Raw genomic sequence first — 14,341 nt, 5'->3', positions numbered from 1 at the left:
TTCCCGAGGCCGCTTGTCCTGAACGCCGGGACTTGTGGCCGGGCGGTGCCTGTCCGGCATTGAGGAGAGACCAAATGACTGAATTGCAAAATCGCCCCGAGTTCTTCACCAGTCACAATGGCGACAAGGCTCCGTTGCCCTTCAGCAAAGCGGAATACGCCCGGCGTTTGGCCAGTCTGCGCGCGACGATGGCGGCGCGTGATATCCCGGCAGTGCTGCTGACGTCGATGCACAACATTGCTTACTACTCGGGCTTTCTGTATTGCGCGTTCGGCCGTCCGTATGGCTGCGTTGTAACGCAGGACAGCTGCACCACGGTATCGGCGAATATCGATGCGGGCCAGCCGTGGCGGCGCTCGGTCGAGGAAAACGTGATCTATACCGACTGGAAGCGGAACAACTACTGGCGCGCAGTGGCTAGTCTGATTGGCTCGGCCCGTCGGATCGGCATCGAAGGTGATCACATGACGCTGGCCATGCGGGATACGGCGCTGGACATGTTGGGCGGGCCGGATCTGGTGGATATTGCTCCGGACACGATGGCTGCTCGGATGGTGAAATCTGCGGAAGAGATCGAGTTGATCAAGGGCGGCGCGCGCACTGCGGATGTTGGCGGCGCAGCCATTCACGCCGCTATTCATGAAGGCGCGACCGAGATCGAGATTGCCATGGCCGGACGCGACGCGATGGAGGCCGAAATCGCGCGTGCCTATCCGGATGCGGAATACCGTGATACCTGGGTCTGGTTCCAGTCCGGCCTGAACACCGATGGCGCGCATAACCCGGTTACCAAACGTGCGCTGCAAAAAGGCGATATCCTGTCACTGAACACTTTTCCCATGATCTCAGGCTATTACACCGCTTTGGAGCGCACCCTGTTCCTGGGAGAACCAGATGCGGAAAGCCTGCGTATCTGGAAGGCCAACGTCGCCGCGCATGAACTGGGCCTGAGCCTGATCAAACCCGGCGCGACCTGCTCGGGTATTACGGCCGAGATCAACCGCTTCTTTGCGGATGAAGAGCTGCTGCAGTACCGTTCTTTTGGTTACGGCCATTCGTTCGGGATCCTCAGCCACTACTACGGCCGCGAAGCCGGGCTGGAGCTGCGCGAAGATATCGACACCGTGCTGGAGCCGGGCATGGTCGTCTCAATCGAGCCGATGCTGTGGATTCCCGAAGGCCAGAAAGGCGCAGGCGGTTATCGCGAGCATGACATTCTGGTTGTCGGGGAAACCGGCGCCGAGAATATCACCGGTTTCCCGTATGGCCCGGAACACAACACGATCAGTGCCTGATCGCATTGCACGGAAGGGTCACCGGCCCTTCCTTTTTTCAGTGCCCATGGTGGGGTTGATTGTCCGGTTCTGAGGTGTGTATCTGGCGACACTATCGGAAAGGATATGCCGTGGGACAATTCGAACTGCCATCGGATACGGGTGTCTGTTTTATTAACCTCGACCGGGTGCCGGAACGGGCCAGCTTCATGGAAGCTCAGTTCGCCCACACAGGTTTGGTCGGTGCCCAACGGTTCAGCGCATTGGACGCGCAGAAACCCGGCGCACTTGAGGACAATGGCTATGTCCCCGGAACCGGCAGTCGCTGGGGACTGAAGCAAAGCGAAATTGCCTGTTTCGAAAGCCACCGCGCCGTGTGGCAAGCCGCTGTGGATCAAGGACTGAAGGCGGTGGCTGTCTTTGAGGATGACGTTGAAATGTCCGCGCAGGCTGGGGCGGTCATAGCTGCACTGTTGGATGGTGGAAACGGGTTTGACCTCATCAAGCTGGATTACTCGCCGCGGTCCATGCGGTTCGGAGTATTGCAGAGGATTGCAGACGTCCCGGTCAGACCAATGCTGGAAATGGCCCCTAGCGCGGCCGCCTATATCGTGACGCAGGCGGCCTGTAGAAAGCTGTTGTCGTGGTCGGAGCAGTATTCCGATCACTTGGACGACTTCATCTCGATCCCGCGTTCGGATTGGCGCATGTATCAGTGCTTTCCGGCGATAGGAGTTCAGGTGATCTGGTCGAAACAACAGGAACAGACCGCCGAAACCGTCAAGCTCAGTGAGCGGTCGCAGGACCAGAAAACCAACAGCGGTTTGGACAAGGGGCCATTTTGGTTCCGCGTTCGGCGCGAACTGCAGGCGGCGGGGCGCAAATTGTACTGGCGCACTGGCGGTCAGCGCCGTTTGTTGGATGATGGCGGGTTCGTCGGGTTCATTCCGTGCGCTGACGACCTGAGCGTGTGACTTATAATCAGGCTCTGAATCCCCTGATATCTGCCATGCAACGCATAAGCGTTAACAAAACTGTCGATTTGATATAATCTTCCAGTGTTTTTGTGGTTAACGTTCGGGTGTTTGGTGTGGGGCAGACTATTTACGAAAAATACGGCGGGTTCAAAACCATTAGTCGGATCGTGATGACATTTTATGAAATGGCCTTGGAATCCGATCAAATTGGCGGCCATTTCGAAGATATAGACATGCCACGTCTGATCGACCACCAAACCAAATTCGTGTCTTCCTTGGTGGGCGGGCCTGCATCTTTCAGTGATGATCGGATCGAAGCGGTTCACCGGCACCTCAATATCTCACATGCGGATTTTGACGAAATGGCTGAGCTGTTTGGCGAAGCGCTGGCCATGCACGGGATGGAAGACAGCCATATCAAAATCGCCCTGAATGCCATTGAATCCAAACGTTCAATCATTGTCGCGCGTGACGCCGCATGAGTATTCTGGCCATCAATGAGCAGCTGCTTCGGGCGATCGGAGTTGGTGTTGCGGTCGTTCGCGCCTCAGATCTCAGTTTCGTATTTCACAACGGGCCGTTCGCGGAGTGGTTCGGCAAGCCAAAGGAAGGGCAGACGCTGCTGGATGTGCTTCCATCGCTTGAAGTTCGTGAATTGGAAGACGTAAAGCAATCCGGTCTGCGCTATTCTGTTGAACTGCAGATCAAACCAAAGCGCAGAACGCTGATTTTCGCGACGACTGTGTCGCTGGCAAATGGCCTGTCTGAACAGGTTTTGGTCATCGAATGTCAAAACATCACCCGCATCCGCGAGCTTGAAAGCATGATCGACAGCTACTCGACCATGGTCGAGCGCAACACGCGTGAATTGGAGCGGGAAAAAGAGCGGGTTGAACGTCTGTTGCTGAACCTGATGCCACGCGCGGTGTACGAAGAGTTCAAGACGTTCGGCGTTGTCACGCCTCAGCTATACGATCAGGTGTCGGTGGTGATGCTGGATTTCGTAGGCTTCACGGATTTTGCGGCCAAGACCGACCCGACCGTGACACTGAGCGAGCTGAACGATATTTTCACTGCCTTCGACCGCATCGTTGAACAGTTCGGGTGCGAGCGGATCAAGACCATTGGCGACGCCTATCTTGCAGTGTCAGGTATGCCCGATGCGACGCCGGACCATGCAACTGCAGTAGCGCATTGTGCAGTACGGTTCCTGCGGTATCTCGAGCGGCGCAACGAAAGCCACCCGCATAAATGGCAGGCCCGGATCGGTTTGGGAATGGGGGCTGCTGTTGGCTCGGTCGTGGGAATACAGAAATACGTCTATGACGTGTTCGGTCCGGCGGTTAACATTGCCGCGCGCCTGCAAGTCTTTGCAAACCCGATGAATATCGTTGCTCCGGAAGAGATGAAATACGCCCTGATCGACGAGTTTCAGGTCTCGGACATTGGGCGTGTGGACATCAAGGGCATGGGTGAAATGGATCTGATCAATGTGACCTCTGGCCTTAGCGTGCCGCAGCCGTTGTCGCGTTTCTGACCATTAATCGTCCTGCGGGACAAGCCCCAGACCACGCAGATAGATACCGATCCCAGATTCCAGCAAGTCCTCGGGCGGGAAGGGGGAACTGGCGCCAGTGTTGCGCGCGAACAGTTCGACAACGCCGTGGCTCATGGCCCAGATATGGGCGCTGAACATCGACGCGGGTGGGCGTTTTTCGGGCGGAATGTGCTGCGATAGATCCGAGGCTGCTTTTTCCAGTACCGCTTTTGCCCGGTTCGCCGCCAGCGCCAGTTCGGGCGTGCGGTTGATGGAAATGCCGCTTTCGAACATGGCGATGTAATGACCCGGGTGCTTGCGTGCAAAGGCCAGATAGGCGCGGCCCGTCGCCTCGAACGCGGCTAGGGCCGAGGGCTGGCCTTTGTCATAAGCGTATTGCATCAGGTCCGCGAACATCTCATACCCCTGCCGGGCGGCCTCGGCGATCAGGTCTTCGCGCCCGTGGAAATGCCGATAGACCGCAGCCGGTGTGACCCCTGCGGTTTTGGCAGCCTCGGACAAGGTAAAGCCAGTTGGACCTTTTTCCTCGATCAAAGACAGTGCAGCCTCGATCAGAGCCTGTTTCAGGTTCCCGTGGTGATACCCGCGTTTCGTCATCCCCGTTTCAGGTGCCTTTGCTGTTTAAGCTTTCGGAATACATGACATAATCCGCGTTGTGGCCTTCGTCCACTCTTGGTCATGCATCCCAGATTTTCGGCCCGCCGCAGATTTTGGGATCATTCGGCCCAATTGCGTCCTCGTCCTTTTCATCATAGTCCAACGCATGCAGCACAGTGCGAATGGCCGCCAGCCGCGCGCGTTTCTTGTCGTCGGACCGGACGATGGTCCAGGGGCAATGCTCGGAATTGCTGCGGGTCAGGGTTTCCGAAATCGATTCGCTGTATTCGTCCCATTTGTTCAGGCCCGCTACGTCGATTGGGCTGAGTTTCCACTGTTTCAGCGGGTCCGTTTCACGAGATAGGAACCGGTTCAGTTGCTCGGCACGGCCGACATTCAGCCAGAACTTGAACAAGGTGATCCCGTCATTGACCAGCCCGGTTTCCAGCGGCAGAACCTGCCGAAAAAACCGTTCGCGCTCTTCTGCCGTACAGAAACCAAACACGTTTTCAACGACGCCGCGGTTATACCAGCTTCGGTCGAAGAACACGATCTCACCGGCTGAGGGAAGATGCTGAATGTACCGCTGGAAGTACCACTGGCTGCGCTCTGTATCAGATGGTTTGCTGAGCGCGACGTTGCGCGCGCCGCGCGGGTTCAGGTTTTCGCGGAACCGCTTGATCGTGCCGCCTTTGCCAGCCGCATCCCGGCCCTCGAAAATGAGGGCTACACGTCTATCAGTCTCTTTTACCCAGGACTGCATTTTGACTAACTCAATCTGCAGTTTTTCCATTTCTTTTTCGTATTCCTTACGCTTCATGCGTTCGTCGTAAGGGTAGGTCGGGTTCAGAATGTCGTCCTTTTCAGACCTTTCAATGGCTGAACGCACCTCTTTCGGGGCATCCTTTTTGAAGTACTTTTCGATGGAACCTTTTTCGGAACGGGCCATGTGTTACCTCGCCATAAAAGCCATATCCTACTATGGATTAGCCGTGGGCTTAACGCAAACCCGCACGTTGTGCGGCGCGGTCGATGGCGGCGGCAACCTCGGGGGCGGCCACGACCTGCGGCATGTGCCCGATGCCCGGCAGCTCGATCAGTTCTGCCCCAGGGATTTCGTCGATCAAACGATGTGAATGCCATTCGAGGCCAACGGTGTCATCGGCGGTGCCGTGAACAATCTCGGTCGGGACGTCGATCTCGCCGTATCGGGGTCGCAGTGCGGTGACCTCATCCAACAGATTGGCGCGCTGCTTGGCGTTGGTGTGCATCGAATTGCGGCGCATGGTCAGACCTGGGCCGAAGTGATCGGCATAGCCCGCAGGGGCCGTCTGGGGTGCGAACACGCCGTCCAGCGCTTTTTCGACGTACCAACTGGGTACAAAAGCGGTGATCAAAGGCAGAGTTACTGCGCTGCCGACCGAGGTGGATGCCAGTTGGTTGAAACCGTCCAGAGGCGTCTCCCACGGGATCGCCGCAGGCGCGATTAGAACCATTGCCGAAATGTTGTCGGGCCGTGTCACCGCCCAGGCGAGCGACACTGATCCACCATAGCTTTGGCCTGCGACGATGGGTTTTTCGGCACCAAGCAGGGCAGCGGCCTTTTGCAGGATTTCCGCCTGTTCTTCGATGGTTTCCCCGTCTGGGTTGAAACCGGCACTATAGCCTAATCCGGGGCGATCAAATACGATCACGCGGTAGTTTTCTGCCAGTATCGGGGCCAGCGCAAAGGTCATGTCGCGCGTGTTGCCACTGGACCCGTGAATCAGCACCACGTCCGGCCCTTCGCCCATCACAACGGCATGGACGGGCACACCATCGACGTCGACAATCTGGCCTTCGGGGGGAAAGGCGGCCTCGGCGCGCGCCTCGTTCCGGGCTGAGCGCCAGATTGCGACGGCCCATAGCATGACCATCAGGGTCAGAACTATGACGCCGACGCGTAACATGGGGTCAGGCCCTCAGATCGGTTTGATCGACACCGATCCGGCTGATGTCGTAGGGGGTGGTGCCGTAAATCTCACTGATCCAGTTGCCATAAAGCAGATGCGCATGGCTGCGCCATCTGTTTTGCGGCGTTTGGGTCGGATCGTCGTCCGGATAGTAGTTCATCGGCACGTTGATCGGGGTGCCATTGGCAACGTCGCGGTCATACTCCTGTTTCAGAGTGTCGCTGTCGTACTCGAAATGGTTGAAAATATAGATAGCCCGGTGCTCCCGATCTTCGACCAGGCACGGCCCGACATCATCACTGCCCAGCAAGGTCACCAAGCCGTTCGCGGCATCAATCTCGTTTTGCTTCATCTCAGTCCAGCGGCTGACCGGGATCACGCAGTCATCTGAAAATCCGCGCAAGAAAGGCGAGGCCGGGTTGAGGTTCGAATGACGGAAACAGCCGAAGGCCTTTGCGTCCAACATATGTTTCTGCACGCCGTGGAAATGATTGATCATCGCCATCCCGCCCCAGCAGACGCCAAAGGTCGAATGCACGTTTGTCTGTGTCCATTCGAAAACCTCGCGCATTTCGTCCCAATAGGTGACTTCGGTGAAATCCAGATGCTCAATCGGCGCGCCGGTGATGATCAGGCCATCAAACTTCTCGTTCTTGACCTCCTGAAAAGGGCGGTAGAACTCGGCCATATGCTCAGCGGCGGTGTTCTTGGTGCGATGTTCGGTCATGCGGATCAAAGACAGGTCAATCTGCAGCGGAGTCGCCCCGATCAGGCGCGCGAACTGGTTCTCGGTCTGAATCTTCTTGGGCATCAGGTTCAACAACCCGATCCGCAGAGGGCGAATATCCTGATGCATCGCCTGATCCTCGGCCATGACCGAGACGCCCTCTTTGGTGAGGACATCAAAAGCAGGAAGGTCGGAGGGGATCTTAATCGGCATCAGATTCAAGCCTTTGGAGTTTCAGTGTAAAAGTGGAAACTAAGCGTCGTTCGCGCGGGTCTCAAGTGTGCGTTCGATCAACTCATCGAAATCAGCGGCATCACGGACCTTGTGCATGTCGTCCGCAGTGACCGTGACGCCCCAGTTCTCGGCCATCGCCTGATAACGCGGCTGGCGATGCGCCAGTGCTTGCGCATAGGTCCAGCGGATGAACGCGTCAGGGTCCACGTCCTCGGACCGGCAGTTGTGTTGGGTCAGGTAATCGTCCCAAACACGGGTCAGGAATTCTGCCTGATAGGACATCGGCTTGGGCGCCTTGTCGAAACGGCGGATCAGTTCGACCGTATGGTCTTCGTCCCCTTGAATCCAGATCATCAGGGTTTGGCGGGACAATTCGGATAGAACGTGATCCGTTGGGTTTGTCGGATCCACCCATTCGCAGATCGACCCGCCCGTGTCACAAATGAAATGTGGATATCTGTACAGGCGCTGCGCCCGGTCGATGAAATACTCGGTGTCCAAAAGCGCGTGAATTTCAGCCTGTCGGAATTGCTCCTGCCTGCGTTTGTATTCGGGCAGATCCAGGCCACCCAGCTCTGGGTTTCCGGGCTTGCCCAGATAAGCGGCTACGGGGGTCAGGTTTTCGAAGGATATATTCGATCCAATAAAGATCGAATCCGAAAGCAGAAGCTGGCGCAGAAAAGGAATCTTCATCGCCTCGGCCTTGGCGTTATCCGCGATGTATTCGCCCATGTAACGGGTGCCTATGCGATAATCGATCGAGTAATGAAACCAGTCGCCGGAATCGCGCAGGACGTTGGATACATAAGTCTTTCCCAGACCCGACATGCCAAAAAACAGCACCTTTTTCCGCGCCGCGCCGCGCCAGTCGTTTGCCGAGCCGTAGATCATTGTCCGCTGTCCCTTTTTTCCGACCTAGCTAAAACGGGCGGCGGGCGGCGTCAATCGCGTGCGCCTGCAAGGTTGAGGATCAATAGCCCCAGCGCAAGGGTGGCGAAACCCAGATAAGCTTGCGGCGGTAAGGCCTCATCCCGCAAAACCGCGCCCAGTACGATGGCGACCGGGGGGATGACCAGCGTGACCAGCAACAGATTGCCTGCACCGGCCATAGCCGGAACCCGATAGTACAGCAGGTAGGCTCCGGCCGTGGCAATCAAAGCGTAATAGCCAATCGCCGCCCATGTGATCAGGGGCAAGTCCATACTTGGCACGCCATCGACCAGCAGTGTAATGGGCAGGATCAGCAGGGTCGATCCGGTTAGAATCCCGGCTGTCTCAACTACGGGGTAGTTTAGTCAAAGTGGCTCGCGCCCAAGCGCCGGCCAGAGCGTAGGACATCGTGCCTGTATTGACCGCCAGTTTGGCCATACTCTGCGGGTCGAAACTGGCAAAGTTCCGTATCCCGATTGCAAATGTAACCCCAAGAAGTCCAAGCCTATCTCCGATAGCGCGTGCGGCTGAGGCGTTCATCCTTGAAAAACAACACCGCGACTATGACACCGAAAATGGCCGTCATTGCATTCAGGATCGAGGTCAGGCCAGTCTCGATGTAAAGCTGCCCCGAGGTCATCAGCGAAAACGGAATTGCGTTGTTCAGCAATCCCATGATCAGGAACGCCAGCCAAACGCGAGGGCTGTGTGGAATGGTCAGCCACCGGAAACAGACCTCAATCCAAAGCGCCAGCATTGCCCATAAAACCCGATGAAGCACTGAGGTCGTCACTGGGATCGTGTCCAGCGCGAACTGGATTGACAGGAACGATGCGCCCCAGATCAGGCCCAACACAAGAAACTCGCCCTATGCTTTCGGTGAAAGATTATTTTGTGCCGCCATGCCATTTTTTCGCACTGTCTGGGCACCCTTTCGACCCGAAACCTGTGCAAAGAAAAACCCCGCCGAAACAGCGGGGTTTTTTAGATTAGGCTTGAAATTAGTTCAGAGCGTATGTGATCTGAAAGCCAACGCTCCAAGCCGAGTTGCCCGAGAATTCACCGCCGGTTGTGGTGGTCGCGTCACCGATATCGGTATAGCGAACGCCGCCGGATATCTGTGCGTTTTCAAAGCTGTAGGTGCCACCAAGGCCCACACTCCAGAAGCCGTCGGTCGGGCCGAGGTTCGTAACCGGTGTGTCCGATGACGTTTCATATCCTGCTGTGATCGCGCCTGAGAACTCCTCGGAGAACTGGTATCCCAGACCCAGCGTGTAAGTGAACGTGTCGTCTGCATAATCGACCAGGTTTTGGTTTGCTGCGCCGACGTAAACATCCGGGGCCAGGACGGTCTGCGGCCAGTCAACCCAGCGGATCGAACCAAACAGCAAGGTCTTGGGTGCGACACCGGTTTGGAAATCCAGGTTCACCGACTGAGGCGTCTCAACCTCGGTTTCATCGTCCACCGTCACAAGCGCCGCCGGGATGGGGGGAACGCTGTTGATCGATTCCGTCGAGTCGAAATTGTGCGTGATTTTTGAGTTGTAGGTTAAAGCCACACGTGCCGCGATGTCGGGGCGCTCCCAAGCGACACCTACGACGTAACCAAAGTCAATCTCGGCGTCGGTTTCAAATTCGTAGCCGGCAACCACCGGGACTGCGACATTAGCCTTCGCGCGTTGGGCGCGGACACCGCCGATGGCACTGAATCCCCCATCGATCTTATAGCGGAGCAGTGCCGTGATCGCGTCAACATCCGCCTTGGCACGCAGGACGTCGGAGCGACCACCAGCAGGTGCCGTAGGGTTTTGCGAAAGAGGGTAGTTTGTCGGGTACCGTACGTCTGCGCCAAATGGTTCATCGTAGACGAGTGCGAAATCCAGACGATCGGTGAAGGCACGTTTGTAGGCCAGATGCGGTGTGAAGAAGTCGTTGGCGATATTGCCGGAGTCGACGCCGAACTGCTCACCGCTAACGTCAGGGTTGGTGTAGCCGAGACGGAACTGTACGACGGACCCTTCCTCGAACAAGATGTTGACGCCTTGGCCGCTGCGATCAAGGCCACCTGCATAGGCTCCTGTCGCCCCGACACAGACTGCGCACGCCTGTAGTAGCGCTTTTTTCATTAGTTCCTCCCTTAAGGTCTCCTGTAGGTCAGGCACGGGTTATTGAGTGGTTGCGATCAACCTGACTTATGGTGCTCGATACTTTCTTAAGGCCTATTAATCCGTCAACTGGTGACGGTGCGTTATTACTGGTGATTGTGGCGTGAATCTGTTGCTAAACTGTTACGATTCTCGGCTTGGACGTTCATAAAGATGCCCGAAAAGATCACGGCGGCCCCCAGCAGGGTCCAGTGATCTAGTGGCTCATGATACAGAATCATGCCGACCACCGCGATTGTCGGCAGGCGGGCAAAGTCGAATGGCACCACCACGGTTGCCGGTGCAATGGCCAGTGCGTTGGTGATGCAATAGTGCGCCAACAGGCCTGCCAGCCCCACCAGCAAAAGAAAAGGCGCCGTGGCGAGTGTGGGCAGCGAAACCTGGCCGTCGATCCCCGCCGCGATCAGGCCCAGAACAGCCTGCATGACGGTCAACCAGAACATGATGCAGCCGATACTGGCAATCCGCGTCAGGGTTTTGGTGGAGATGGTAGTCAACGCAAAGAAAACCGCCGACAGGGCGGCCGCCAGAACGCCCGCGCTCAGTGGTACGGCACCGGGGCGGGCAACAATCAGGATACCGGCAAAGCCGATCAGGGCCGACAACACCCGGACCGGCGTCAGCCTTTCTTTCAACAGCAGAGGGGACAGCAAGATAACCCAGATGGGTTGGGTAAACTCCAACGCAAAAACCTGCGCCAGAGGGATGACCGAGACTGCATAGAACCACAGGTTCTGGCCGGTGAAGTGCATTAGGTTCCGGATACCGTGCAAACCCAGTTTGAATGTCGAAACCTGATGCCATTTGCCAGTGAACGACAAGACCAGCGCGACGACGCAGATGCCGACAAGGCTGCGGTAGAACATGATCTCAAAAGTATCATGCGTGACGCTCAACTCTCGCCCGGCAACAGCCATCGACGAGAACGAGGCTATTGCCCCGGTCATCCAAAGCGCGGCCTTGCCGATCTGCGGTTTACTGCTGTCCATTAATCTGCCTGAGGGAATTGCGGGTTTCCGGCTGAACTTAAACAAAAAAGCCGGGACAGTGCCCGGCCTTTTTTATTCCCACTCGATTGTTCCCGGAGGTTTCGAGGTGATGTCATAAGTGCATCGGTTGATGCCCTTTACCTCATTGATGATCCGCGTGGCGGTTTCGCCAAGGAATTCATGGTTGAAAGGATAATAGTCAGCGGTCATGCCATCGACCGAGGTCACCGCCCTCATGGCGCAGGCATAGTCGTAGGTCCGCCCGTCTCCCATCACGCCTACGGTACGGACCGGCAGGATGGCGACAAAGGCCTGCCAGATCTCGTCATATAGCCCGTGCTTACGAATCTGGTCGATGTAAACCGCATCGGCCTCGCGTAGGATTTCCAGTTTCTCGCGGGTGATCTCGCCGGGGCAACGGATCGCCAAGCCCGGCCCGGGAAAGGGATGGCGACCGATGAAGCTCTGGGGCAGACCCAACTCACGACCCAGCGCGCGGACCTCATCCTTGAACAGTTCGCGCAGGGGCTCGACCAGTTTCAGGCCCATCTTCTCCGGCAGGCCGCCGACATTGTGGTGCGATTTGATGGTGACCGACGGACCGCCCGAGAACGATACCGATTCGATCACGTCAGGATACAGCGTACCTTGCGCGAGGAACTCGGCGCCTTCGATGGTATCAGCATGTTTCTGGAACACGTCGATGAACAGCTTGCCAATGATCTTGCGCTTGGTCTCGGGGTCGGACTGGCCGTCCAACTCGCCCAGAAACAGATCGCTTTCGTCCGCGTGAATCAGCTGAATGTTGTAGTTGTCGCGGAACATGCCGACGACTTCTTCGGCTTCGTTTTTGCGCAGCAGGCCGTGGTCGACGAACACACAGGTCAGCTGATCGCCAATCGCCTCGTGGATCAGGATTGCCGCGACCGAGCTGTCGACGCCGCCGGACAGGCCGCAGATAACCTTCTTGTCGCCGACCTGTTCGCGGATTTTGCGGATCATTTCATCGCGATAGGCGCCCATGGTCCAGTCGCCGCTGAACCCGGCCAGTTTGACGAAATTCTCATACAGTTTCGCGCCCTTGGGGGTGTGATGCACTTCGGGGTGGAACTGAACGGCATAGAAGTGACGGTTGGCGTCGGCGGTGATCGCGAAGGGTGCGTTGGGAGAGGTTCCGAAGACTTCGAACCCCGGAGCGATTTCACTGACGTGGTCTCCATGGCTCATCCAGACTTGTTCGTCTCCACCGTCGAACCAGCCATCCAGAATATCCAGCTGGCCTTTCGGTGTGACAAAGGCGCGCCCGAACTCGGCGGTGCCGTGGCCGCTTTCGACCTTGCCGCCCAGCTGGTGCATCATCACTTGCTGGCCATAGCAGATGCCGAGGATCGGTACGCCATAGTCAAAAATCTCTTGTGGGGCGCGTGGGGAGCCCTCGCGCGTCACGCTGTCCGGCCCGCCCGAGAAGATCACGGCCTTTGGCGCCATATCGCGCACAAAGTCCATGGTGACATTCTGGTAGGGGTGGATTTCACAATAGACATTCAACTCGCGCAGGCGGCGTGCGATCAGCTGCGTCACCTGGCTGCCGAAGTCGATGATCAGAAGGCGGTCATGGGATGTCTGGCTCATGACTGGCTCTTAGGTCGCGCGGCGGTTATGTGCAAGCGTTATGAAGGCGTTTCCAGCCAGATACAGAGGGAGATCGGATCAATGACCGCCATTCGTTTCGTGAACGCGACACAAGAAGACGCTGGGGCGATCACCGAGTGCATCGCAGCGGCCTATGCTGAAGCGCGCAAAACAATTGCTGATCTTCCGGATGTGACGGCCGGGATCGCAGAGGAAATCACGGAACATCGGGTGGTGTTAGCACTTACAGAGTCCGGGTTGGCCGGGGTGATCATTTTTGACCAGCTGGGCGACGAGATGAAGGTTTTTAACTTGGCTGTTTCACCACCGGTGCAAGGACAGGGGATCGCCGGGAAGCTGCTGGCAACCGCCGAGGTTGAAGCGCGCGAGGCAGGATGTTCGCGCATGGTTTTGCGCACCCATCGGCTGATGGGGGGAACACGCGCGATTTATGCGCATTTGGGTTGGGTAGAAACGGAAATGAGCGGCAATTCCGTCGCGATGGAAAAAACACTCTGAGCCTGTGTCTAACCCATTGATTCCGACTTTTCACTGCCACGGTGAGAGGCGCGGCTGACATCTGCCCGGTAGCTCCAGATCGCGATGATTGACCAGCAAAGAATGTAAAATGCGCCCGTAAGGATAAGCGCCTCACCAGGAATTGGACCTACATCGGCCCGTTCGATGGCCTCCGCGAAACTCTCGGCCGGGGTCGGATGGACCGAGATTTTCACGCAGAATGCCAGGCTCTGGATCAGCAGAATCCAAAGATAGTTCCTGCGGATTCGGCGCCCGATCGCGATCATCTGGGTGACATGGTAGCGCGGGTGCAGATAGTCCTGCGCCAAGACTTTTTGCCAGTTCTCCTCCATATGAAGATCACCATCATAAAGCAGCGGTGCATAGAAATGGGTCTCCAGCCATCTGGCCCGTGCGCGCCATACGTTGAAGTATCGGTAGCGCCGCGCCTCAAGCATAAGGAACAAGATGATCAGAACGCCCACAAGCACCAGGGGCAGGGGTGAGGCCTCGGGCGAAGAAAATGAAATCGACAACGCAACACCCAGTGTGACAACCGCCCAGTTCGTCGTTGTGTCCAATCGGGTGCGCCAGATCGTGCTGCGATAAACCTCACCTCGGTACAGGTGCGCTACGGCGCCGATTTCCGCCGCATCAAGGGATTTTCTTTCAATTAAAGTGGAAGGTGCTTTTTGCGTTTCCGATTCCATGCTCCTATCATCAACATTAGGAAAAACGGGTCAAAGCAATTTCGAAGTGGCGATCATGTCGCTTTTACCCCTATTGC

At 56.9% G+C, this 14,341-nt stretch carries 16 protein-coding genes; 5 read left to right on the top strand and 11 right to left on the bottom strand.

What is annotated here, in order from left to right:
- The first annotated feature begins 74 nt into the window (after nucleotides 1-74).
- From ACR0IK_RS03975 to ACR0IK_RS03960, 4 genes are all read left to right on the top strand, one after another.
- Entirely contained in the window at nucleotides 75-1,295 is a 1,221-nt protein-coding gene (locus ACR0IK_RS03975; protein WP_480640525.1) for an aminopeptidase P family protein, read from the top strand.
- Between the two features lie 110 nt (nucleotides 1,296-1,405).
- Nucleotides 1,406-2,248 carry a glycosyltransferase family 25 protein gene (locus tag ACR0IK_RS03970; protein ID WP_480640524.1) on the top strand — a complete coding sequence of 281 codons (843 nt, stop codon included), beginning with the start codon at nucleotides 1,406-1,408 and terminating at the stop codon, nucleotides 2,246-2,248.
- A 116-nt stretch (nucleotides 2,249-2,364) separates the two neighbouring features.
- The gene (locus tag ACR0IK_RS03965) at nucleotides 2,365-2,733 is read left to right on the top strand and encodes a group I truncated hemoglobin (protein ID WP_480640523.1); all 369 of its coding nucleotides are present in this window, start codon (nucleotides 2,365-2,367) and stop codon (nucleotides 2,731-2,733) included.
- Nucleotides 2,730-3,788 (top strand): adenylate/guanylate cyclase domain-containing protein, encoded by a 1,059-nt coding sequence (locus ACR0IK_RS03960; protein ID WP_480640522.1) that lies wholly within the window; start codon nucleotides 2,730-2,732, stop codon nucleotides 3,786-3,788. Before ACR0IK_RS03965 ends, ACR0IK_RS03960 begins: the two co-directional genes overlap by 4 nt.
- A 3-nt stretch (nucleotides 3,789-3,791) precedes the next feature.
- Here the strand turns inward: ACR0IK_RS03960 and ACR0IK_RS03955 are convergent, their stop codons facing one another.
- The 10 genes from ACR0IK_RS03955 to guaA all read right to left on the bottom strand — a co-directional run bounded on the left by ACR0IK_RS03955 (nucleotide 3,792) and on the right by guaA (nucleotide 13,035).
- Nucleotides 3,792-4,406 (bottom strand): TetR/AcrR family transcriptional regulator, encoded by a 615-nt coding sequence (locus tag ACR0IK_RS03955; protein ID WP_475209743.1) that lies wholly within the window; start codon nucleotides 4,404-4,406, stop codon nucleotides 3,792-3,794.
- Nucleotides 4,407-4,485: 79 nt separating this feature from the next.
- Entirely contained in the window at nucleotides 4,486-5,355 is an 870-nt protein-coding gene (gene ppk2 / locus ACR0IK_RS03950; protein WP_480640521.1) for a polyphosphate kinase 2, read from the bottom strand.
- 49 nt (nucleotides 5,356-5,404) lie between these two features.
- Nucleotides 5,405-6,355, bottom strand: a complete 951-nt coding sequence (locus ACR0IK_RS03945; RefSeq protein WP_480640520.1) for an alpha/beta fold hydrolase — start codon at nucleotides 6,353-6,355, stop codon at nucleotides 5,405-5,407.
- A gap of 4 nt (nucleotides 6,356-6,359) precedes the next feature.
- Nucleotides 6,360-7,298: a homoserine O-acetyltransferase MetA gene (gene metA / locus ACR0IK_RS03940; protein ID WP_480640519.1), complete on the bottom strand. Its 939-nt coding sequence runs from the start codon at nucleotides 7,296-7,298 to the stop codon at nucleotides 6,360-6,362.
- A 39-nt stretch (nucleotides 7,299-7,337) separates the two neighbouring features.
- The gene (locus ACR0IK_RS03935; RefSeq protein WP_480640518.1) at nucleotides 7,338-8,210 is read right to left on the bottom strand and encodes an ATPase; all 873 of its coding nucleotides are present in this window, start codon (nucleotides 8,208-8,210) and stop codon (nucleotides 7,338-7,340) included.
- Nucleotides 8,211-8,260: 50 nt separating this feature from the next.
- A complete protein-coding gene (locus tag ACR0IK_RS03930; RefSeq protein ID WP_480640781.1) occupies nucleotides 8,261-8,545 on the bottom strand; it encodes an EamA family transporter in 285 nt (94 codons plus the stop codon).
- A 209-nt stretch (nucleotides 8,546-8,754) separates the two neighbouring features.
- On the bottom strand, nucleotides 8,755-9,105 hold the full coding sequence (locus ACR0IK_RS03925) for an EamA family transporter (RefSeq protein WP_480590663.1): 351 nt from the start codon (nucleotides 9,103-9,105) through the stop codon (nucleotides 8,755-8,757).
- Nucleotides 9,106-9,250: 145 nt separating this feature from the next.
- Entirely contained in the window at nucleotides 9,251-10,375 is a 1,125-nt protein-coding gene (locus ACR0IK_RS03920; RefSeq protein WP_480590665.1) for an OmpP1/FadL family transporter, read from the bottom strand.
- 125 nt (nucleotides 10,376-10,500) lie between these two features.
- Nucleotides 10,501-11,403, bottom strand: coding sequence for a DMT family transporter (locus ACR0IK_RS03915; RefSeq protein ID WP_480640517.1), 903 nt, complete (start codon nucleotides 11,401-11,403; stop codon nucleotides 10,501-10,503).
- Between the two features lie 72 nt (nucleotides 11,404-11,475).
- A complete protein-coding gene (gene guaA, locus ACR0IK_RS03910; RefSeq protein WP_480640516.1) occupies nucleotides 11,476-13,035 on the bottom strand; it encodes a glutamine-hydrolyzing GMP synthase in 1,560 nt (519 codons plus the stop codon).
- Nucleotides 13,036-13,116: 81 nt separating this feature from the next.
- Here guaA and ACR0IK_RS03905 point away from each other — a divergent pair, with 81 nt between their 5' ends.
- Entirely contained in the window at nucleotides 13,117-13,554 is a 438-nt protein-coding gene (locus tag ACR0IK_RS03905) for a GNAT family N-acetyltransferase (RefSeq protein ID WP_480640515.1), read from the top strand.
- An 8-nt stretch (nucleotides 13,555-13,562) separates the two neighbouring features.
- Here the strand turns inward: ACR0IK_RS03905 and ACR0IK_RS03900 are convergent, their stop codons facing one another.
- A complete protein-coding gene (locus ACR0IK_RS03900) occupies nucleotides 13,563-14,264 on the bottom strand; it encodes a DUF2270 domain-containing protein (protein WP_480590673.1) in 702 nt (233 codons plus the stop codon).
- Nucleotides 14,265-14,341: the final 77 nt, after the last annotated feature.

Source organism: Ruegeria sp. BF7, assembly GCF_056538605.1.
The sequence above is the reverse complement of the archived record's forward strand: the minus strand, read 5'-3'. Positions and strand labels throughout refer to the sequence as shown.